Source organism: Singulisphaera photorubra (assembly GCF_045290345.1).
GTDB lineage: Bacteria > Planctomycetota > Planctomycetia > Isosphaerales > Isosphaeraceae > Singulisphaera.
Window position 1 is genome coordinate 5,704,934 of sequence record NZ_CP155447.1, and the last position, 22,375, is coordinate 5,727,308.

A 22,375-nucleotide genomic window follows, 5' to 3' on the forward strand; every position below is an offset into this window, starting at 1 on the left:
GAATTCCAATGCTGGTTTTGAGCAGGAAGCTTGGCGAAAAGATCGTGATCGGTGACAACATCGTCGTCACTGTGGTCAAGATTGACCGCAACCAGATTCGGATCGGTATCGAAGCCCCTCATGAAGTTCCGGTCTATCGCGAAGAGATCGCGCCGGTCCGTGGCGGGAAGACGGTCGCCGTCACTGAAGAGCCGGCACCTGCCTTGAATCGCTAAGTTCCTGGATGACGCCGTGGCGGCGGGTCACGGTGTCGGCTGCGGCCAGACCGCATTCATGGCCGATGCCACGAGTCGTGCGATTTCCTGGGCGGATCGACCCGCGAGGGATCGACATTTTGCCCCAGGTTCGGCAGTGACCGGACCGGAATATCCCTCTTCCGCCAACCTCCTCAGGAGTTGGCCGGAATCAATCGCTCCGTTTTCTCCGGGTAGACCCCGGTCGTGATCCTGGATCGCTGAACGATCCGATCGAGACGACGTGGGCAAGTCCGCGACGTGCACCCAGACAATTCGATCCACCCCCCACGCAAACCCTGCCTCAATCGTCTCGTCTGCCGCATAGAGGTGGAATCCGTCGACCAGGATTCCCAGATTTGCCGACTCCTGCCAGATCGCCCCGAGCTGTCGATCGAGCTCCGACAGCCGAGTGACAAAGGGAACTCCGCGCCCGGAGCGGAACGACTCGACGCCGATGACTTCCAGGCCAAGCCTGACGCCGTGATTGGCCAGGACTCGTGCGATTGCGCCGAGTCGCTGGACGTGCATCTCGGCCGTGGCGGCAAGCAGCGAACTCCGGTTGCCATCGGGTTCCAGCGTGGCGAGCGTCTCGGGCATCACCCAGGTCCCGGTTTGACGGGCACCCACCACCGCGGCCGCCTCGGCGAAGCGGGAAAGTTGCTCCAGATCGTGCGCGAAGCGTCCGGCGTCTCCCCGCCAGTCGACGGGGAGGGACCAAGCTCCCGCTTGGAGCCCGAGATCCGCCAGCCGCGAGCGCACCACCTTCGGGTCGACCTCCTCGGCCAGCATGTCTCGCATCAGAAAGTCAACTCCGCCAAAACCGGCGGCCGAGGCCAATTCGATCGTTTCTTGCGTCGAGAGCGTCAGGCCTAACGCCCTCGCATTGAAACTCGAATACACTTGCTCCCCTTTTCGACCAAAGAGTTGCGGTCAGGCCCCATCCCAATCCCCTTCGATTGTAGAGAGCTCCCCGCGGAATGTCTCGCCAAGCCGGCAAAGGCCAGCGTCCAGCGGGACCCGGCCCTTGGCGCAACTGGCGATAAGCCTCACAATCAAGCGCCTTGATTCAGGGGCGACCGGGTGGAAAGTCCTTCGTCCGGGGCCGGTTCGGGGAGCACGAGGCGATCTCAAACATGGTGGCGACCTGGATCGAGGCGGCGGCGAAGGGGCGGCACGGTGGGCCAGTCCGCGCGGGGATGTGGTCTGCGGTGGTCATCGGCACGCACCCGATTGAGGCCAACCAAGTCGTCTGGCTCGAAATTACGGCCGATGACGAGGTGCTGGGCCTGCTCCCCGCGTACTGGATCGAGAATAAAGGGGTGAATAGCCTCTGGCATGTCCCGGTGCCCCCTCAAGCGGTTGGCGTCCGGCTTCACTACCGGTCCGCAGCGCGGCAAGAAGGGTCGGAGACAGTCTACAGCCCGCCCCAAGACACCGTCGTCCGCCCCAATATGCCCGACCGGACGGAAGCGGCCGAGATCGTGGCGATGGGCCCCGAGGGACTGGTCGGCAACCGGATGATGACGGTCCGGGTCGATTCGCGAGGTTCCACCTACGACGTCTACTTCCCCACCGTCGGGCTCCATTCCGACGTCCGACCCGCCGAAGGGGACATGCCGCAGAGCCGCTCCCACTTTCGCGCGATCGTGGGGGGACTGGCCGTGGGCCGCCGGCTCGACTGGTTCACCGAGCGGCTCTCCTGGGAGTCGTTTCAGCACTACCTCGGCGCAACCAACCTGTTGATGACCGAGCTGAATTCGCGGACCGGACCGATCCGTGTGCTGGTCACCGACTTCGTGGCGATGGCCAAGAGCCTTCCCAAAACGGCTGGGGGAACGGAGTCGCCTGGTCAGTACCTCAAGCGATTCCGGATCAAGAACGACGGCCCCGAGTCGCTTCGCGCCCTGTTCGGGGTCTACATCCAGGCCGAGGTCAACGGCGGCATCGGCGAGCCTGGCCTGAGCTGGCACGATGGCGATCGAACACTCCTGGCCACCAATCGCGGCCACGGACACGCGAATCGCAAATTCGCCCGGGACGCAACCGTCGAATTTGCCGTCGCTCTCGACGACCGGGGCGACGTCCACTGCGAACCGACAGGCGCCAACGAGGCGATTCTGCTCCGGAGGATTGACCTGCCCGCCGGCGAGACGGTGACGGTCGATCTGCTGGTCAGTGGCGCGTTTACGGGATGGCGCGGAGACCCCGGCACCTTCGAGCACTGGCTTCGGCCGGCCCTCGCCTGGTTTCGCTCCGCCGATCTTGACCAGGTTGAGCAAACCACCTGCCAGGAGTGGGATGCGTTCACCGAGGTCCTGCCCAGTCTCAAATATCCCAAGCCGGCCTACGCCGTGAGCTTGCGCCGATCGGCCTTGGCCGCGGCCCTGCATTCCGACGCGTTCTGGGGAGCCATTGCTTCAGGCTTCGATCGTGGCCTGAGTGCCTACTGCTGGCCGCGCGACGCGATGTGGGCGGCCGATACGATGGAGCGACTTGGCCACCCCTCGATTGGCCGAGGCCTGTTCGAGTGGCTCTCCCACGTTCGGGGGCAAAACCGACCGTACTCCTACTGGTTTCAAAAATACACGATCGACGGTGGTCCCGAATGGGAGACCCCTGCCGTCGACCAGACGGCCATGATCCCTTGGGGACTGGAACGTTACTACCTCCGCACGGGCGATCTCGACTTCATCGCCTCCATGTGGCCGATGATCGAGCAGGCCGCAATGGTCTGCAGCGGGGAATCGGGGCACCCCGGCCTGCGCTGGCTCGACGATCTCAGCCTGGTCAGCTCGGCGGGCATCTGGGACCATCGTTTCGGGGCCTTCTTCTATTCCAACGGGTGTGTCGTGGCCGGTCTTCGGGCCGCCGCGCGGCTGGCCGAGGTACTCGATCACCCCGAGCATGCGACGCGTTGGCGCTCTTTGGCGGAGCGGGTCTGGGAGATCGGCATCCTCGGCGGGGGCGACTCGGACTCCGACCGAAGTGACAGCCCTGGCCTGATCGACGCCGAGACGGGTCGGTTTCTCGAAGCCCGAAGACTCTCGACGTTGCGCGGCCTCTGGACCGACCGGCCCGAGATGCTCATTGAGCGCTCGAAAGCCCTGGATGTGAGCGTGCTCGGCCTCGTCGTTCCGTTCGGCCTGTTCCCCGCATCGGATCCTCGGATCATGCGGACCGCCGAGGCGATCCTCCGCCAGAACGCCGTGGGAGTGGATTCCAATACCCTGGCCCGATGGGCCGTCGACTCATCGTCTCCGAAGGCAAGCGTTGCGCCCAGCGAGTCGCACAGCCACGATCTCTCCAGCCTCGCGACGCTGTGGGCGGCGCGCTACCTGATCCAGCTCGGACGTGAGACTGGGCAGGTCCGGCACTGGAATCGGGCTCTGGCGATGACCGACGGCACACTGAGCCGGATGCTCCCCTTGGGCCTGATGCTCCGGCCTGTGATCCGTGCCAATGATACCCCTCGCTACATCCCGGGCGTGGCCTCGGGAGTTTGGGGGCTCCATGCGATTCTCATCGAGACCATGCTCGAGTTCGCCCAACTCGACTACAACCACGTCGAACGGCGGCTCAAGCTGGACCCTGCCTTGCCCAGCTCTTGGCCTCATCTCGGCCTGACCCAGACATTCCCCTGCGGTGAGGTTTCCTTCCGGCTCGAACGGCCGATCGGAGGCACGGTCCACCACCTGAGCCTGACCGTGAACCTGCTGCACCCCATTGAATTCCACGCCGCGTTGACCTGCCCCGGCCTCACCGAACTCGGCCCCTGGCAATCCGCTCCCGAAAGCCAACCGCCCGACTACGATCCGCGGATCAGCCGGCTGAGCTGGTCGGTGACATTGCCCAAGGGGCAATCGACGTGGAGTTGGCGCTGGGGATGAGGCGGCTGATTCCAATCCGTGCCTGCCCCGCGCCTCGAGTTCAAGGAAGAACTCGCGGTCGGCACCGAGGGTCCGTTTTGGTGAGCAACCCTAGTTGGGTGAGTACGGCCCGAGTTCCATGAAAAAGCAAAAACCCCATCGATCCGTATCGCTACAGATCGATAGGGCCGGAACAGAGAAGAGGCCGAATAATCGAAGCCGATGCCTCGGTCGGTCGGAGAGGCTTGACTGAATATTGCTTGCACGACCAACAAGAGTAAAAATAGCCGTTCTTTTCGGAATGTCAATGAGGTTGAGGCGAAAAATCACAAATTAATTAGATGACTCTCGCGGCACCTGAGTGCGAGCAATCTTCGAAACCCGGAATTGATGCGGACCGGGTGCCGAGAGACGCGGGAACTGGTAGTAACGAGCTTCAGCCGACGACTTCTTTTCCATCGTAAATCCTGGCTCCTCGAGAACGTAGAGTCTCGAGCCGCGGTTCATATTCTCAACGCGCTGAAGAGTCCACGCCCGAGTCACATCGTTGCCGTGGCGAATCAGAAGCGTGCGGCCCGCGATTTGACCATCGTCCCGCAGGTACTGATCGGACTCGAACCACCCACGCCCCGCGGCAGAGGTATGGCGCACAACGCCCGCAATCGTCCCGGACGTCGGTTGCTGTTCGACTCGCAGACCAGCCGACTCGGCAAATGTGCCACCGGCCAGCACCAGCCCACGGCTAGAGGCCCGAACGACCAGGCCGTCGGTCTTGAGGGTTCGACCGTGAGCCAGGTCGACGGTTTGCGTGGTCCCGGGGGCAAGATTGACGACGACATGCTCGGCACCGGCCGCCGATTCAATGTAGATGACGACGGTCTCCGGCGAAGAAGCGACCCGCCCGACCCGCGTGAGAGGAGTGACCGCTCCGGTGGGTTCAAATACCGTGACGAAGGTCGATTTCAGGGTTGAGCCATCCGGGGAACGGTGACGAAGCACCAGGCCGGCGCGGCCGGAATCCTCGGCCTCCGCACGCGCCGATCCGGTGGATGGATCGGGACTATTCGCCGTGGTGACCTCGATCGGGATCGGTCCCAACAGGTGAAGTCGAACCCCTGGCGAATCCGGAGCGCCCAGCCAGGCCATCGCCGGTCGGATCAGGCGAACTTGGGCTAGCGGTGCGAACTCGCCGTAGGCCTGAACGAACCAACGCCCATCCTCCGCCCTTGCAGTCGGCACGTACGGGATCGATTCGGGGAGCAACGTGGCCGGTCCGGCGTCCATCTTCACGGAGAGTTGCCAGCGTGCACTCGAGCCGGGTGCCGCATGGTAGATCTGATCATGCTGGAGGCCGCCATGAACCTCGAACACCGAGATGGCGTAGCTGCTCTGCAAACCCGCGGTCGCCACGAGAGTCTGGCGGTACCGCGTGGTCGATTGGGGGTAAGCGCGAGGATCGTCGAGAGTGAGGACCTGGAAGTCGGGATCGGCCGCGAAGAAGAGGAAATCTCCCCCCAGAGCGGGCTCCGAGGCTTTGCCCAGGGACTCGCGCTGATTCAGGCCGTCGACCACGACCGTGTTATGACTCGCCGTGGCTCGGTCCCAGCCCGTCACCGTGGGAGCCTGTTCGTCGAGGTCGCCGAGGATGAGTTGCCCTCCGACCGCCAGCCGCAACGCCTGGCGTTGGAAGTGAGGAGCGCCGATGTTATCCTGACCGCGAACTTCCAGATCGATCGCCCCCCCCTTTTCTCCGATGGCGAGCCTGGCGAGCCCCACGCCGCCCAATAGCGAGGGGCGTCGTGTTCCCGGCGCCGCGATCGCCGCCGGCCAGGACACTTGCAGAATCTCGGGAACCCGCGTATCGATCAGCGACGTCGTTCCCGCACGTCGGGCCAGTGCCAACATCGGCAACGGCATGATCTCCCGCGACGGCCCGGAGTTTGGTGCGCTCGCAAGCTCGAGTGGCCGCGGGGTCTCGGGATATCCAACCAGCAATCGATCGATCCAGCCATCGAACACGTTCAAGATCCGACGATGGGCCGCAGCATCGCCCTGTCGCCAGAACCCATCATAGTAGAAGCCTCGTTCGGAAAAGCCCTCGAGCCGTCTGACGGCCTCACCAACCAACTGCGGATCGTCCAGGAGCCGGCCGGCGGCCAGCAGGCCGCGATAGGCGTGAAGCGAGACCTCGCTGTATTCCTCGCGCTGAAGCCGGACGAACTCGGCCGAGGCCCGGAAGAGGTCGCGCTCGATGGTTCGGGCCGGATGAGAATCGTTCAGACTCTGCCCCGCCTCAATGAGGGCGGGCTGGTCGCGGACCAGGGCATAGGCGATCAAGAGGTTCAAGGGAACGTCGAGACTGGCCGTCCAGTCCCACTTTCCCGTTTGATAGCCGCGGCGATATGGGGGCGGCAAATCGGCCTGCTGGAAAACCTTGGGCGAAAGAGGCTGGTCGAAATGGGTTGCATAACCTGGATAGACCTGTGCGAACCGAAGAATCAGAACACAGGCCAAGCGGGCAAGCGCGGGATCTTTTGAACCGGCCGGTTGCTCGTGGTATCGGACCGCCGCGTAAAGCGCTGCTTTCGCCAGGAATTCGCGGGCTTCGTAGTCTCGCTTGGCAGCCAGATAGAGCTTCTCGTCGGGGTAACGTTGCTTGGTGGCCTCCACAGCGTGGTAGGGGTAGCGGTGCGAGACTCCATGGCGGACCTCAACCACGTCTTCGGGGACTTTCTTCTCCTTCTGGTCCTTTGCGGGATAGGTATCATTCGGTACGGTGGCTTGGCAGTTGCGGCAGGTCAGCACCTTCGGATTGCTGACCGACCAGGTCAGCGAATTACTGGTCTCGGTCGCGTCACAGGCGGGGCATCGGCAATGACGGATCCCCGCCTGCACGGGGACGAGTTCCGCCAGCGCCTTGGCATCAAGCGCAAGCAACGACTTGACATTGGGATCGGCCCAGAATCGAGTTTCCCAGTTATCGGGAAGCTCAAACTGTGCGAAGAGATTATGAATGCGCTTCGCGTCGGCAGCCTCGCCGGCGAATCCGTCGGTGGAGACGCTCAGGGCGACCACCGCCACCGCCCAACAGGCCCATCGAGCCGCAATCCGAAGCCTTCCTGGCATGATATGGGTTCCGTCCCTGGAGAAAGAGAAGGCGGGCCGCAATCAGGCCCTCTTTGATTGAGAGGGCGGTCGGCTCAAGCCCCGGCCTGTGGCCCGTGCCGCACGCCCCAATCCTAGTGGTCGGGGAGACGGCTCAATTCGGCATCGCGTTTGCCTGCGGCCAACTCGTAGAGACCGACCGGCCCGATCGTTTCCCCTTCGGCAAGTTTCAAACCCTGGCGATGGAGTTGGGCCAGCGCGAGCTGAGAGTCGCGATGGGCCTCGCAGGCCAGGCCGTAGCTCTTCAACTCACGGCTCCTGCCGTTGCTCCAGGGGGCCGCCACCTTGTAGACGGCAGAGTTGTCGCAATGGGGAGCCGAGCAAATCGGTTGATAGTGGAACGTCGTCTTTTCCATCGCACGAGTCCGTTCCGTTCGCTTCCGAGAACCGGAGGCCCCAGCGCCAAGCCGGTCCGACCTTCGTCCTCGTCCTGAAATCAATGGCCTACTGCTTCACGATCGTAGCGGCGCATTTCATACGCTGCAAGCGAAGCCATTGTGCACTCGACTCCCTCGGGAACCAAAACGACCGGCCTCGTCCGCACGTTAGCTGACTCGCTTGATCACCACCGCGGTCAGATCGTCCCGTTGCGGGACCCCGCTGGCGAACCTCAGGATCGCGTTGCGCAGCCCACCGATGATCTCGGCGGCGGAGCGGTCCCGGTCGTGAAGAATCTGAGCGCAAAGTCTCTGCGTACCAAAGCATTCACCGTGGCTGTCGGCCCACTCGAAGAAGCCGTCGGTCACGATCGCCACGAAGTCGCCCGGGGCGAACACAACAAGGTCCCCCTCATCAAACGACTCCTCGAGCATGAGCGCCAGGGGGTATCCGTGAACCTCGAGTTCGCGAAGGCTGTTCAACTCGCGTGAATAGAACCAGGTCGGGCCATGTCCGGCGGAAATGTAGCTGAGCCGGTGCTCGTTATGATCGAGTAGCCCGAAGAAGGCCGTCACAAAACGTTCCGGGGGCCGGCCGGCGAAGAGCCGACGATTGACCCGCTCGGCGACCCGAGCCGGTTCCTCGGTGACTTCAAAGGCCTCGTGAAGCGCGATTCGGCACTCATCGGCCACTGCCGCCGCACCAGCTCCTCGACCACAGACGTCGGCCACTGTCACGGCCAAGCACCCCTTGGAGACTTCCTGAAATTCAAAGAAGTCTCCCCCGGTGGCTTCGGCCTGCTGATTCCAGCCGGCAATGTCGAAACCGGTTATCGCTGGCACAAATATCGGTGGCGATAGATCTCCGATCCGTAAGTCCTCATCTCAGACGTCGATTGACGTCACACCCTCGTCCGATCCTCTTTGCGATCGATTCCCATGACTTCACGTTAATAGTGCCCCGGACACCCGTCAAATCATTTCACCCTGAGGAAAGAGGAAGCGGGACCGCTTGATTCATGTCGTCTCGATCAGAGCCCCGTCAGCGCCTCACTCCTTAGATATCCTGTCAGGAAAATCATGTCTGGGTGGCCGAGGCAAAAAACGCGGGGGCTTCGCTCGCCGACTTGCCTTGTTCTGAAGGCCAATCCACCGGTCACGGGTCGCATTCACCGGCCCCGGATCGGAACCGAGTGGCCTGGCCCAATCTCACGAACAAGCATTTTCAGGCAGATCAGCTTAATCCTTGCAACCCACAAAACCGATATCCCCCTTAGGCCGAAAGGAGTGATCGACGTATCACTTCTCCTCGGTCCAGGCGGAATTCATGGTAATAGTACTGGACAGGATGTCCGGGGAAGTCGAGTAATGACGATGACCAAGAAACGTCACGACGACAGGCCGGAGCGGCGACGGAACCGCTACAAACGACTGGCCGTCCTCGGCTTCCTGACCCTGGGCTCCAACTTCGGTTGCGGGCGGGATATGCTCCGTCTTCCGGCAGGCTCCGATGGGACGCTGCTGGGCCCAGCGCCCATCCCTTACACGGCAGCAGCCAATGCGACCGCGACAGCCGCGGCCAGCCGCAAAGCCAACGCGATCGCACCGGTGGCGCTGAAACCGGCCGAGGGCTACGGATCGAACATTGATGATCTTTTCCTGACGAGCTACCGCGACTCGAACTCTTACGGCCCTCATCTGGCCAAGTCGACCCGTCCCCGACCCGCGAACGGCGAAAGTCCCTTGTCAGATGGACTCCTCGCTGCCAACCCAGCGTCGAGGCACGCGCCGCTGGATCCCAGCCAGACGCAGGGCCAGACGGCAGAGCGGCCGGCTCTTTTCTCGCCGACCCAGTCGCAGTCTCGGCAGGCCTATCGCGATCCCGCGGACTCCCCGTTCCAGACGACCCAGATCCCGCCGCCACGAGTACGTTCGGCAACTCCGGGCCATCTCACCCAAGCCGCCGCATCCCCCCACACAGCCCCAGTACAAGGGCCGACGGGTCTGGTCGACGCCTACGGTGTGACCAAGATCGCTCCGCCAAGACGGCCCGATCCGGCCTCTTTGCCCGACCTCGAAACGGCGAGCAAACAAACCGGGATTAGCATGCCGGCCTCCGTCGCTACGTCGCCGCTCGAGGCACCGGCTGCATCGCAACTCGAGGCCGCAAGCCCGCCGTCGACGTTGGCTGAAGCCCCAAGTTCACCTGCCGTGCCAGTAGAGGTCATGGCTCAGTCGCCCACGCAATCGGCGACCACCACTGAGCCGACGACTTCGGCCGAGAGCCCAGCGCAGGCCCCGGCCCTGGTCGAGATGCCAAGCGAGCCCGCCACGCCCATCGAACTGCCGGCTGAGAAGCCGCCGGCTCTGGCCGAGCAGCCGAGCGAGCCCGCCACGCCAGTCGAGCTGCCGGCTGAGAAGCCCCAGGCCCTGGCCGAGATGCCGAGCGAGCCCGCCACGCCGGTCGAGTTGCCGGCTGAGAAGCCCCAGGCTCTAGCCGAGATGCCGAGCGAGCCCGCCACGCCGGTCGAGTTGCCGGCTGAGAAGCCCCAGGCTCTAGCCGAGATGCCGAGCGAGTCCGCCACGCCGGTCGAGTTGCCGGCTGAGAAGCCCTCGGCCCTGGCCGAGTTGCCAAACGAGCCCGCCACACCAGTCGAGCTGCCGGCTGAGAAGCCGCCGGCTCTGGCCGAGATGCCGAGCCAGTCCTCCACCTCAGTCGACCTTCTGGCGGATCCACTGGCATTGCCCGAGATGCCGAGCCAGCCGACAAAGCCGACCGAAGTACCCGCGACGGCCGAAATTCCGAGTGAGCCGGCAACGCTCGCCGAACTCCCGAACCAGCCACCGGCCTTGCCTGAGAATTCGAGCCAGACGCCGCCGACGACCGGAATGCCGGAGCCGCTTCCGCCACTGGCTGAAATCGCAGACGAGCTGGCCGAAGCGAGTAAAAAGCCGAAGGGGGAGAATCCCGCCTCCCCGTTCGAGGAGACGAGCATCGCGCCGCCGACTCCCTCCAAGCCAGGCCCCCAATCACAGAGCGGTGATTTGAACCTTGCTTCCGAGGAAACGAAGATTCCGCTGCCAGGCCAGGCGGTCTCGCGGTCGCCCGGGCAAGCCGTTGGGACGGTTCAGGACGAGATTCCACTGCCGCCGCTCCAGATGGACTCGAGCGTTTTCGGAACCTCTGTCGAGTTGCCGCCCCCCCTGCCTCTTGCCACTCCGTCATCCGAAGTGAAGACAAACGCGGAATGTCCCGCGTGCAAGATCCTGAAAAAGCAGAAGCAATCCGATCACTGGGCCACCGGCCCGGTCAAGCAGACGATTCTCTGCCCAAGCTGCGAAGAGAATCAGGCCCGTTCCAATGCCAAGGCAAAGTCTGACCAGAAGAATCACGACCTTGATTCGGCTGTCAAGGACACGAAAATCCCTCCTCCGCTACGTTCCGCCAAAGTTGATCCCAGAACCGCCCACTGATCCGGAAGCCAAAGAGACCGGAGCGGCCGGGAACGTCACGTTCCACCGGCCGCTCCGGCTTTTGTCAAAAGATCTCGCCCCCTCCCCTCCCAAAGGCTTTCGCCTCCCTCCCCTCCGGTGAAGTACGATTGAGTCCACTGCGCGAGTTACCAGCCGACCGGGAGGATCTCGATGTGAAAACCCGCCTGTCGTTCGACCGCCTGGAAGGGGAAACGAAGGAAATCGCCGTGCTCCTGGCCGGCGACGGCACGTCGATCAATCTCCCGAAGAAATTCCTCCCCAAAGCGGCTCGCCCCGGCGACGTCTTGTCGCTCTCGCTGGCACGAGACGTCCAGGCCACCCGGCGACTGGCCGATGAGACCAAGGCAATCCAACGGGAGCTGAAGGCAACCGACCCAGGTGGAGACATCAAGCTATGAGAGTCCTCTCCAGCTTGGTCGTCACCATCACCCTCTGCATTCCGATCGCGTCCTGCACTCCCACGCCGCCTCCGCACGCCCTGCCAGGGGCAGTCACCGTCACGATCCTTGACGTCGGCCAGGGTGACGCGATTTTGATCCGCTCACCCGAGGGCAAGACGGCGCTGATCGATGCGGGGCAATCCGCCAGCATCGTGTCAAAGCTGGAGCAACAAGGAGTCAGTTCGCTCGACCTTGTCGTCGTCAGCCACCACCACGCCGATCACTACGGAGGCATGGACGACGTCATCCGAGCGTTCCGCCCTCGATTCTTTCTGGCCTCATCGTCCTCGCACACGAGCGAGCCCTACCTGAAACTGCTCCAACTCGTTCGCGACCGGAATATCCAGGCGATCAGCCCTTTAGAGGTGCCTCGGAAGCTCGAACTCGGCAGCGTCGTTCTCACGGTCTTTCCCCAGGCCCCGAACGATCCCAAAGAGGAAAATAACAACAGCATCGGCATCCGGGTCGATTATGGGACGTTCTCAACGGTGCTCCCGGGCGATGCTCAAACGCGGGAGCGGCGGTGGTGGGCACATCGAGTCCCTAAACTCTGCGCCGATGCCACCGTGCTCAAACTGGCCCATCACGGCAGCCGGAACGGGACCGACGCTCGTTGGCTCGATCTGGTTCGCCCCTATGTCGCCGTGGCGAGCCTGAGCAAGGATAACGACTACCATCATCCCCACCCCGAGACCGTGGACCTCCTGGCTCGCTACGAAATCCCCTTGCTTCGTACCGACCGGGACGGGACGGTGACGATCCGGAGCGACGGCCTCCACTGGCAAGTCTTTACGCACCCTGAAAGCTCGGCCGAATGGCCCGTTTTCGAGCCGCGCGGGGAGAATCGGTCCCGGGGAGATCGCCCCTCCAAGCCCAAGTCATCCGTGGGTCTGATCAACATCAACAAGGCCAGCAAGACCCAGCTCAGGAAGATCCCCGGGATCGGTCAAGTCCTCGCCGATCGGATCATCAAGGGGAGACCTTACCGATCCGTCGACGACCTGGTTCGCGTCGAAGGCATCGGCGAAAAACGGCTCACGGAAATCCGGCCCTACGTTCGCGTGCGATGAGGCCCGATCATCCGCAGCAGACAAGAACAGATCAAACCGGGGCGACGTACTCGCTTCGTCGGGAGCACCTCACCCCGGGGGGTGGATCAGGACAATAGAGTCCCGATCGACTTCCCCTGACTCAATTGGATCGGCCGGCCGACCGGAGAGATATTCTCCTTATGCGGCTCGAGACCGACCGCCTTCAGTATGGTGGCGTGAACATCGTCAACCGCCGTCGGTTTCGGCGGATTTTTGATCCCCTCGGGATCGGTCTCGCCAATGACCTGCCCGCCTCGGATCCCGCCCCCGGCGATGACCAGGCTGAATCCGTTCGGCCAGTGGTCTCGACCTCCAGCCAGGTTGACCGTGGGTGTCCGGCCGAACTCGCCGGTGCAGAGAACCACCGTCTTGTCGAGAGTCCCGCGTTGCTTCAGGTCGCGAATCAAGGCGCTGAGGGCCGGGTCGAGCACGCCCGCGAGCTTGCGGTGGGTGGCGTGGTTGTTGACGTGAGTGTCCCAGCCGTCCAGCGTGACTTCGACACAACGGACTCCGACCTCGGTCAGGCGACGGGCGGCCAGACAGGCCCGACCGAACGGGGTGTCACCGTAGCCTTCCCGGGTCGCCACGGGTTCCTGCTTGACGTCGAACGCCTTCAACTGGGCCGACGTCATCATGACCCGGGCGCGCTCGACCGTCTCGCGATGCAAGGTTGCCGCGACCGGAGTTTGCCGCCCCCGCCGGAACGCCCGCTCAACGACCTCGAGGTCGATCGCGCGCTGGGCCTCGCGCGAAGGCGAGACGCGTGAGGTCACGTCCGGTAAGGGCTTGAGCGGATCCCCTGTTTTGAAGGCGTCGAATTCTCCTCCCAGGAACCCACCCCGGGCCGGCCACTGGCCCGGCAGAATCGAAATATGTCGGGGAATGCCGGTGCCCCCCGAAGGGAGTTCGTGGCAACAGATGGCACCAATCGAAGGATGCTCGACCGTCGGGTCCGGCCGGTATCCGTTCTTCATGAAGTACGTTCCGCGTTCGTGATCCCCCTCCTGGCTGACGAGCGAGCGAACCAGGGAAATCGACGTCATCACCTCGGCCAGCCGTTCATACCCCTGGGCAAGCTGGATGCCCTTGACGGCCGTCGAGATCGCCCGCGTGCCGGCGGCGATCTTCCGACCCGGGTGCGGGTCGAACGTCTCGAGCTGACTCGGGCCGCCAGCCAGCCAGATCAGGATCACCGAGGACGCCGGCTCTCGGCGCGTCTCCGCTTGCGAAGCCAAGAGGTGGCCAACCGGAGTCAACCAGCTCAATCCCGCGAACGTCAAAAACTCCCGACGCCCCGGAAAAACCAGGCTTTCGTCCAGTCGCGACCGATGGGCATGCTCGGAACCAGAGCCCTTCCGAAGTCCCATGCAACCTCCTCCACCGACGTCGTAAGACCCGTACTTTTCCCGTCGGCCTCGCGAATTCCCAGAGCCCCTCCCGCACTCGCCCTTGTATCAGAACTACCCGGCCAATCCCCCCTTGGTTTCATCCCCCGTGAAAATGGCAAAAGCCAACGAGCAAACTCCGACGTGGCAACCACGAGTCGGACCTTCAGCCTCTTGACTTTCCCACCCAACGTTTTTAACGTCGCCTTTAGTTAATAAGGTTTCTTAACTATTTGGCGATCTCGCGCAATCCAGCACACATGACTTTCGGCCAAGCCGATTTCACCAGGCATGACGATGCGAGCCATTGCACAGGGAGTGCGGCATATTCCAGGAGCGTATCCATGAGACGAATTGCAGGGCGAATGGGCCGGGTGCAGGGCTGGCTTCAAGCCATTGGAGGGGTCGCTGTCGGACTGGTCGCACTCAGTGGAACATTGGTCGCGAGTGAGGCTCCGGATTTCGATCGTCAGGTCGCGCCGATTTTGATCATGCGTTGCCTCGAATGCCATAACGAGGTCGGTGCGGTCGGTGGCCTGGTGCTGACCGGAATCGACGCCCTGAAGCGTGGTGGCGAGAGTGGGGAGGCAATCGTCGCGGGGAAACCGGAGGAGAGCCTGCTCTTTGAGCGTGTGGTGGATGGTGAGATGCCACCGAAGCGACAGGGGCACTCACAAAAGCTTTCCCAACCGGAAATTGAAACCATACGTGCCTGGATCGCGGCCGGCGCCTCGTGGCCGGCCGGTCGAAAGCTCGACCGCGACGAAAAGACAACCGCCGTCCGAGGGGGACGAGATTGGTGGTCGCTCCACCCGCTCGCACGGCCGAGCTTACCCCTCACGAAACGGGCGGACTGGACCAAGAATCCGATCGATGCCTTTATCCTTGCAAGGTTGGAAGCGAAAGGACTGCTCCCTGCTCCACGAGCCGATCGTCGACAATTGATCCGTCGCGCCTACTTCGACCTACTCGGTCTGCCCCCCAGTGCTCGAGAAGTCGATGAGTTTGTTCGTGACGAGTCACCCATGGCTTATGAGAAATTAATCACAAAACTTCTCGATTTACCGCAATATGGCGAGCGTTGGGGGCGTTACTGGCTGGATCTCTCCCGATTTGCCGAGACCAGCGGCTACGAGCGTGACCAAGAAAAACCGGGGGCCTGGAAGTACCGCGATTGGGTCGTCCGCTCCTTCAATGAAGACAAGCCGTACAATCGATTCGTCCAGGAACAGCTCGCGGGCGACGAGCTCGCCGACCGTGACGAAGAAACGGTCATCGCCACCGGGTTCTTGCGTCTGGGCACCTGGAACGATGAGCCCAATGATCCACAAGACTACAAGTACGAGCGTCTTGAAGATCTTGTTCACGTCACGAGTACGGCCTTCCTGGGCATGACGGTCAAGTGCGCTCGCTGTCACGATCACAAGTTCGACCCGATCCCGCAGACCGATTATTACCGCCTTGCCGCCTCGTTCTGGCCCGGCCCGATCGAGCCACGAAAAGGCGAGCTTCTGGGCGGCCCGAGCCGCGAAGAGTTAGGCTATGACGTGCTCGGCTGGACCGATGTGTCACGCGATCCTCCCGCGTTCCACCTGCTGCACAAGGGCGAGCTGACTCGCCCCGGCCCCGTTGTTCTGCCCGGCGTCCTCTCGATGATTCCGAGCTTGGACAAGCCCTTCGCCCCCCCACCGGCTCAGGCAAAAACAACCCAGCGCCGGCTTCAGCTCGCGGAATGGATCACCGACCCGGCCAACCCCCTGACGCCTCGCGTGTACGTGAATCGACTCTGGCAACATCACTTCGGCCATGGCCTGGTGAGCTCGTCGGATAATTTCGGGTTCACCGGCCAGAAGCCGTCGCACCCGGAGCTTCTCGACTGGCTTGCAGTCGAGTTTGTCCGGGGTGGTTGGAAGTCAAAACCAATTCACTTCCTGATGATGACCTCGCAGGCCTACCAGCAGTCCACAGTCCATCCCGAACATGAGGCCTACTCCAAGCAGGACGCCGACAACCGCTTGGTCTGGCGGGCGCTCCGCCGCAGGCAAGACGCCGAAGCGCTTCGAGATGCGATCTTATCGGTGAGCGGCCAACTGGACCTGCGAGTCGGTGGGCCAAGCTTCCAACCGATCATCAATCCGGAAGCGCTCGAAGGCCTATCCAACATCAAGATTCACGCAGCGCCCTCTCCAGCGAGCGAACAGGGTCGACGCAGTCTCTACATGTATTCGCGACGCAGCCTGCTCCATCCGCTCATGACTACCTTTGACTTTTGCGACACGACCCAGCCCTGCGGAGAACGCGATATCAGCGTCGTCGCTCCCCAGGCCTTGGCGTTGCTCAATGGGGCGTTCGTTCACGAGCAGAGCCGGCGAGTGGCTGACCTCGTGCTTGCTGCCGCGGGCCGAGATCGAACGGCATGGATTGAAGGAGCATGGCGACGTGTCCTGGCCCGGTCTCCGAGCGCGACGGAGATAGCGGCGGCGATTGAGCACATGGAACGGCAGACGCTCCAATTTGGTGCCAACCCGGACGCCGGCAAACTTGCACTCGCGTCACTCTGTCTTGTTTTGATTAACAGCAACGAATTCATTTTATCGATTGAATGCGAACGCTGGAGGAGCCCGACGATGAGCGAGCAACGGCTCTACCCGTGCGGCCAATCGCGCCGCGAGTTTCTTTGGGAAATGGGTGGTGGTTTGGCCGGCACCGCGTTGGCAAGCTTGCTGGCGCTCGACGGCTTCGTTCCACGACCGACAGCGGCGGCCGAGATCGACAAGAACTCGCTCGCTCCTCGTCCGGGGCACTTTCCCGGAACGGCCCGCAACGTCATCTTTCTGATGATGAATGGAGGGCCGAGCCAGGTGGATACGTTCGACCATAAGCCCGTCCTTGAAAAGTACGCGGGCAAACCGCTCCCCGCCGACAAGAAATTCATCAATTCCGGCGGACGCAAGGTGGGCTATCTGACCCCTGCCTTTCGCAAATTCCGACCCGGCGGCCAGAGCGGCCTGATGATTTCCGACTATTTCCCAAGAGTCCGGGACCACGCTGACAAACTGGCCGTGATTCGATCGTGCCACACCGATAGCCATGCTCATGGGTCGGCCCTGGTGGCGATGAACACAGGCAAGACGTTCATCGGTCGACCGTCGCTGGGAAGTTGGGCGGTCTATGGGCTGGGAAATGAAAATCAAAACATGCCGGGCTATGTCGTCATTCTCGACAAACGTGGGGGTCCGATCAGCGGCCAACCCAACTGGACCAGCGGCTTTATGCCCGCGGGGTTTCAGGGAACCCTCTTTCGTCCCACTGGAAATCCGATCCTGGATTTGCGGGGGCCGGATTATCTCAACGGAAAACCACAGCGGGAACAGCTCGACCTGCTCGCTCGTCTGAATCACGAACACCTTGACGCTCGTCCCGGGGGCCACGAATTGGCCGCCCGCGCGGCCTCGTACGAGCTTGCGTATCGGATGCAGGCGGAAGCTCCGGAAGCCGTGGATCTCTCCCAAGAGAACGAAAATACGAAACGGATGTACGGCGTGGGCCAGCAACCGACTGATGAATTCGGTCGCAACTGCCTGGTCGCGCGGCGCCTCGTGGAACGCGGAGTCAGGTTCGTCCAGCTCTACTCCGGTGGCGGCCATCTCGATGATACCTGGGACGCGCACACGAACATCGAGGCCAACCATTCCCGACATGCGGCGGAGGTCGATCAACCGATCGCCGCGCTCCTCACCGACCTGCAGCAGCGGGGCCTGCTGGAGACCACGTTAGTCGTCTGGGGGGGTGAGTTCGGGCGGATGCCGTTCAGCGAAGGTCCAGGAGAAAAAGGGCGGAATCACAACCCTTATGGGTTCTCTATGTGGATGGCCGGCGGGGGCGTCAAAGGCGGAGTGGCCTACGGTGAAACCGATGATTTCGGTTTTGAAGCGGTTTTGAACAAAGTTCACCTTCATGACATTCACGCCACGATCCTTCACTTGCTGGGCTTGAACCATGAAATGCTGACCTACTTCCACGAAGGTCGCGACCAGCGGCTGACCGACGTGGCTGGCCAGGTTGTCCGTGACATCATCGCCTGAATTGGCTTTCACTGGGTCTTGAGCGTAACTACTGTCATGTCGTCGATGATTCAGCCGCAACTCTTGCGTCGAATGACCGTCCGAAGGGTGTTGGAAGTTCTTCGAGATCGTGGTCCCTGCACCCGTGCGAACCTCACCCGAATTTCGGGCATCAGCGCACCGACGGTCGCGAAAGCGGTCGGCGTGCTGCTGGAATCGGGCTTGTTGGAAGAAGGCGATTCGATCCAAGGGGCTCCCGGTCGGCCGGGAACTCTGATGAGACTCGCTCGAGACCGGGCGCAGGTGATCGGGGTGGTTCTCGACTCCTCCCTTTGCACCATGGTCTCGGCCGGTCTCGACGGCACAATCCATGAAGCGGGGCGGGTGGAATTCCCCACGCCCGACTCTTACGAAGCCTTGCTCGAACGGATTTCCGGCCTGGCGACCATCTTCATATCGCGTGAAGGGGTCAAGACTTTGGGTCTGGGGATCAGCACGCCCGGACTCATCAATCGCCGCACGGGCCGAGCGATGCTGTCCCCCAACCTGCACTTGACCGATGGGCATTCGCCCGCGCGTGACTTGAGTCAGCGGTTAGGCATCGACTGCGTGATGTACCAAGAGACGCAGGCCCTCTGCCTCGGCGAGCGCATGTATAGCGCCCCGGAGCCGCTCGATGACTTCGTCATGCTCGAAATCAGCACGGGACTCGGCGTGGGCGTGGTCATGGACGGACGCTTGATGGAAGGCCACAGCGGCCTGGCGGGTGAACTGGGCCACGTCACCGTTGCGCTGGACGGTCCGGTTTGCGGTTGTGGCAATCGGGGATGCCTGGAAACGATGGCCACCGACTCCGCTCTCACCCGAGGAATTTCCGAACAACTCGGACGCGCGGTGAGCCTCGATGACGTGAAGCATTTGATCCGCGATGACAACAGAGTTGCAGAACGTGAACTTCACAAGGTCTGCGAATATCTCGCGATCGCCATCGCCGCGGCGATCAACCTCTGGAACCCCTCAACCCTCTTCGTACATGGTCGGCTCTTTGATGTACGGGACGGCTTATTCGAGACCGTCTGTGAACTCACCAGGCGCAGGGCCCTCGCCCCTTCACTCGCCGACTGTCGAATTCTCCGAGCACGATGGAGTAAACAACAAGGGGCCGTGGCGGGCGCGATTCACCATCTCATCGATTCGCACGGGCCGATTCTGGATGAGTAGCCGATCGGAACCGCCAGCCGGCATCGCCCTGCATCCGGCTTCGCTCCACGCTCCGTCGAGCGACTCGGTACACGCCGCAAACGCCAGCCGCGATCGTTGGGTTCTCCACAACGGAATAAAGCAGCAAATAAAAAAGGATTGCCATCTGTATTTACTACAGATAGCAATCCCATATCAAAGCAAAGAATGATCTTTCAATTCACCGTAGGCGAGTCGGGCCTATCGCCCGAATTTTCGCCCCAATGCCCTGGTCGCGACCGCGATCAAGGCTTGCGGGCGATTCGCGAGTCGAGCCAGTGGGTTGAGACCAGCCGGATGGGCGTTGGCGGCGTTCGTTCTGACGGCCGCTCCCTTCAGAGGATTGGCTGACCGCCTTTGGGCAAGCGCTCCAGGCGGCTGCGACCCGCTCGTTCCGAGGGGAGTGGGTGTGCCAGCATCCCTGAGGACGGAACGAAGCCTGGCCGCGAAGTCACCTCCGGGTTGTGCGTTGCCGGAGGGGAAACTTCCGGTAAATTCACCATCGAGCGCGTTGCCGGCCAGATCCTCGATTCCGCCCGAATGGGCCGTGAATTTGAACGTGCCCCCTCGGATCTGTCGGCCATTGTTGATGGCAAGATTCACGACCTGAGGGTCCGTCGGAGCGCCCGGAGGACTCATCGTGACGCCTGTGATCCGGAATGGTCCGTTGCGGCGGGGACCGAGCACGCTCCTCCCAGTGAATGTATAGCTGGCGGGGTCGGCGAAACGTGCTTGAGCGAGCCCGCTCCGATCATCCTGTAAGGTGACACTCATCCGTCCGCTGAGGCGAGCGAACGCCAGGTTGGTCACGCGCGGACCGACCGTATCGATCATGAGACCGGGCAGTGAGCTCGTCGCTCGGGTCTCGCCATCGAGGGCGGTCGCTTCTGCCACGAGATTCGTGTAGACACCATCGGCGAGCGGAATCATCACAGTCGCCTGCCAGACACCGTTCGAGTCGGCGATGGCCGTGGCGATGAGCTGGCGAGTGGTTGGATCCGTGCCGAGGAAGAGGTTCACCACCGATCCAGGCGCAGACGTTCCCGAGAATGTTGGCGTGTTGTCCTTGGTGATGCCATCCTGGTTGGAAAGACCGGTATCGCTCGCGGCATCGAGTCGACCGACCACCACGAACGGCGCTGACGTGACCACAGCCTGAGCAGCCGTGGAGATGGGCTCGCCTGGCAAGAATGTCGTCGTCGTCGAGATATAGTAATAGGCCGTGTCGACGCTTGAAATCGGCAGGCCGTTGTCATCGAGTTCCGGGTCATTCGTACTTCCATATCCACCGATCGTGGATTGACCTCCCAGGTCGACGATCGTCGTCGTGACCGTGAATTGGCCCGTGACCAAATAGCGATGGCTGCCGAGAACGGAGAAGAGGTGCGGGATGTTCTCGTCCTGAACGACACGGCCCTCGGACGTGGTTCCATCGCCCCACTGGATCGTTACCTGGTAATCCGCGGCCTTGGAACCGGGATCGTAGTCGTGGAATCGGGCCACGATGGTGTCCGCGACTTCGGTTCCCGCAGTGGCGCTGATGGTGAGCGGGGCAACCGCGGGATCAAGGTTTCGACTCCGCACGTTGACAACGTTCGCCTGGGCGATTTCCACATAGTCGACAAACACCTGGTAAGTCTGAAACGGAAGGAAGTGGAGACTCGTCAGCGTCACGGCCACGGAAGCTCCGCGAGCGTCAGCGTTCAGAACATCAAAGCCACCGCCTCCGTCGAAGATGGTTCGAAATCTGCTGAGCCCGAATGCTTCGGTCAGGTTAAAAACATCGTTACCCTTACCGCCATCAACTTTCAGGAACGTAAAATTCCCCGCAATATTCCGATCACCAAAATCACTATCAAACATCACGGGAGCACCGAAACCGGTGACGAGCCCAGGTGTGACCGTAATGTTTCGGGCGACTTCGCTGGCACGATCGTTGAGTCGAAGTTGGTTATTGATGCCTTCTTGAAGGTTGATTGTGAACGATGTAGGAAGGCTACTGAGCGGAGTGGAGGCACTGCCAAGCGAGACCTTATCGTTGCCGGCTCCCGCGTTGACGACCACCGAGACTGCGGCGTCCGTGGAACTCAGTGTCTGATCGCCGGGGAGAACCGAGTCAAAGTCAAACGCGCTCGCGTACCCAGGTACGCCGTGGCCAAACTGGTTGTGACGCAGCAGGCCCCCCGCCTGATCGATCACCAAGGTATCGTCGGCGGCGCTCCCGGTGAACGTTGCGGTCGAACCGTCCACCTTCGAAATCAAACCTTCGGACACGATTGCCAACCCGGTGAGCGGCGCACCGACCGACCCGATCAACCTCGCGGCCCCTGTGGCCAAGTCGATCTGGTAAAGGCTAGTCGTGCCCCCCACGTCGAGCGTCGCGTATCCGGAGTTCGTGTCCCAGACCGTGCGGATATCGAAGCCGACGACCGCCGATGCATCCACCCCCAGCGAGCCCACCGTCGAGAGCGTGCCATTATTAGGAGGAGCCTGGATCGCCAGGATGTCGAGGTTCGTGTCAATCTGGTACAGCGTCGTCGCCGTGGCTCCCGAGTAATTATTCGCATAGGCCGATCCGACCACGCTCGGGTTTTGGCCGAAATTCACGTCACCCGCGAGATAAGCAAGTGTACCGTCGACAGTCGCAACCCCCGTGCTCACATCAACCCGCAAATTTAGGGCGGTGTCACTGACGATCCGAAGCCGGTCGGGAACCGGATTGAAATCGATGCCAAACCTCGTCCCTGTTACCGGGACGCTGATCGTCGAGGCGAGCGTGGCGACCCCCGTCGTCGGATTAATCGTATAGAGCCGACCGGTCTGGTTATGATCCGTCGTCAGTGCATAGAGTTGACGATTCGCCGGTCGGAAATCGATCCCCTGGATCTTCTCATCGAGTCCAAGATTCGTGATGGGAGTCGAACTGAGAATCGTCGATGATGAGATCGAGTCGAACCGAATCAACATCGAGGACGCCGTCACGCCAAACATGGCAGCGAGGAGCGTTCGGTCTTCAC

13 protein-coding genes and 1 pseudogene are annotated in these 22,375 nt (G+C 62.1%); 8 read left to right on the forward strand and 6 right to left on the reverse strand.

The window, feature by feature from the left end; all coding sequences use genetic code 11:
* The first annotated feature begins 8 nt into the window (after positions 1-8).
* Positions 9-215: a carbon storage regulator CsrA gene (csrA, locus tag V5E97_RS21535; protein WP_406693590.1), complete on the forward strand. Its 207-nt coding sequence runs from the start codon at positions 9-11 to the stop codon at positions 213-215.
* 27 nt (positions 216-242) lie between these two features.
* On the opposite strand, the gene V5E97_RS21540 is transcribed toward csrA, so the two are convergent.
* The gene (locus V5E97_RS21540; protein ID WP_406693591.1) at positions 243-1,034 is read right to left on the reverse strand and encodes a sugar phosphate isomerase/epimerase family protein; all 792 of its coding nucleotides are present in this window, start codon (positions 1,032-1,034) and stop codon (positions 243-245) included.
* A 335-nt stretch (positions 1,035-1,369) separates the two neighbouring features.
* On the opposite strand from V5E97_RS21540, the gene V5E97_RS21545 reads away from it, so the two are divergent.
* Complete coding sequence (locus tag V5E97_RS21545; RefSeq protein ID WP_406693592.1) at positions 1,370-4,123, forward strand: glycoside hydrolase family 15 protein; 2,754 nt, start codon at positions 1,370-1,372, stop codon at positions 4,121-4,123.
* A gap of 312 nt (positions 4,124-4,435) precedes the next feature.
* On the opposite strand, the gene V5E97_RS21550 is transcribed toward V5E97_RS21545, so the two are convergent.
* The 3 genes from V5E97_RS21550 to V5E97_RS21560 form a co-directional block, all read right to left on the reverse strand.
* Positions 4,436-7,228: a hypothetical protein gene (locus tag V5E97_RS21550; RefSeq protein ID WP_406693593.1), complete on the reverse strand. Its 2,793-nt coding sequence runs from the start codon at positions 7,226-7,228 to the stop codon at positions 4,436-4,438.
* A gap of 113 nt (positions 7,229-7,341) precedes the next feature.
* On the reverse strand, positions 7,342-7,623 hold the full coding sequence (locus V5E97_RS21555; RefSeq protein WP_406693594.1) for a hypothetical protein: 282 nt from the start codon (positions 7,621-7,623) through the stop codon (positions 7,342-7,344).
* Positions 7,624-7,812: 189 nt separating this feature from the next.
* The gene (locus tag V5E97_RS21560) at positions 7,813-8,487 is read right to left on the reverse strand and encodes a PP2C family protein-serine/threonine phosphatase (RefSeq protein WP_406693595.1); all 675 of its coding nucleotides are present in this window, start codon (positions 8,485-8,487) and stop codon (positions 7,813-7,815) included.
* Between the two features lie 531 nt (positions 8,488-9,018).
* Here V5E97_RS21560 and V5E97_RS21565 point away from each other — a divergent pair.
* The 3 genes from V5E97_RS21565 (at position 9,019) to V5E97_RS21575 (ending at position 12,649) form a co-directional block, all read left to right on the forward strand.
* Positions 9,019-11,118 carry a hypothetical protein gene (locus V5E97_RS21565; protein WP_406693596.1) on the forward strand — a complete coding sequence of 700 codons (2,100 nt, stop codon included), beginning with the start codon at positions 9,019-9,021 and terminating at the stop codon, positions 11,116-11,118.
* Between the two features lie 173 nt (positions 11,119-11,291).
* Positions 11,292-11,537, forward strand: a complete 246-nt coding sequence (locus tag V5E97_RS21570; protein WP_406693597.1) for a DUF3006 domain-containing protein — start codon at positions 11,292-11,294, stop codon at positions 11,535-11,537.
* On the forward strand, positions 11,534-12,649 hold the full coding sequence (locus V5E97_RS21575) for a helix-hairpin-helix domain-containing protein (protein WP_406693598.1): 1,116 nt from the start codon (positions 11,534-11,536) through the stop codon (positions 12,647-12,649). The genes V5E97_RS21570 and V5E97_RS21575 overlap by 4 nt, the downstream gene beginning before the upstream one ends.
* A gap of 86 nt (positions 12,650-12,735) precedes the next feature.
* On the opposite strand, the gene V5E97_RS21580 is transcribed toward V5E97_RS21575, so the two are convergent.
* On the reverse strand, positions 12,736-14,037 hold the full coding sequence (locus tag V5E97_RS21580) for a DUF1501 domain-containing protein (RefSeq protein ID WP_406693599.1): 1,302 nt from the start codon (positions 14,035-14,037) through the stop codon (positions 12,736-12,738).
* Between the two features lie 509 nt (positions 14,038-14,546).
* Between V5E97_RS21580 and V5E97_RS21585 the strand changes: the two are divergent.
* The 3 genes and pseudogenes from V5E97_RS21585 to V5E97_RS21595 form a co-directional block, all read left to right on the forward strand.
* Positions 14,547-16,484 (forward strand): annotated as a pseudogene (locus V5E97_RS21585) (PSD1 and planctomycete cytochrome C domain-containing protein); the annotation flags it as partial.
* A gap of 198 nt (positions 16,485-16,682) precedes the next feature.
* A complete protein-coding gene (locus V5E97_RS21590) occupies positions 16,683-18,140 on the forward strand; it encodes a DUF1501 domain-containing protein (protein ID WP_406701194.1) in 1,458 nt (485 codons plus the stop codon).
* 72 nt (positions 18,141-18,212) lie between these two features.
* Positions 18,213-19,340, forward strand: coding sequence for an ROK family transcriptional regulator (locus tag V5E97_RS21595; protein WP_406701195.1), 1,128 nt, complete (start codon positions 18,213-18,215; stop codon positions 19,338-19,340).
* 219 nt (positions 19,341-19,559) lie between these two features.
* Here the strand turns inward: V5E97_RS21595 and V5E97_RS21600 are convergent, their stop codons facing one another.
* Positions 19,560-22,325 (reverse strand): DUF4394 domain-containing protein, encoded by a 2,766-nt coding sequence (locus tag V5E97_RS21600; protein ID WP_406693600.1) that lies wholly within the window; start codon positions 22,323-22,325, stop codon positions 19,560-19,562.
* Between the last annotated feature and the right edge of the window lie 50 nt (positions 22,326-22,375).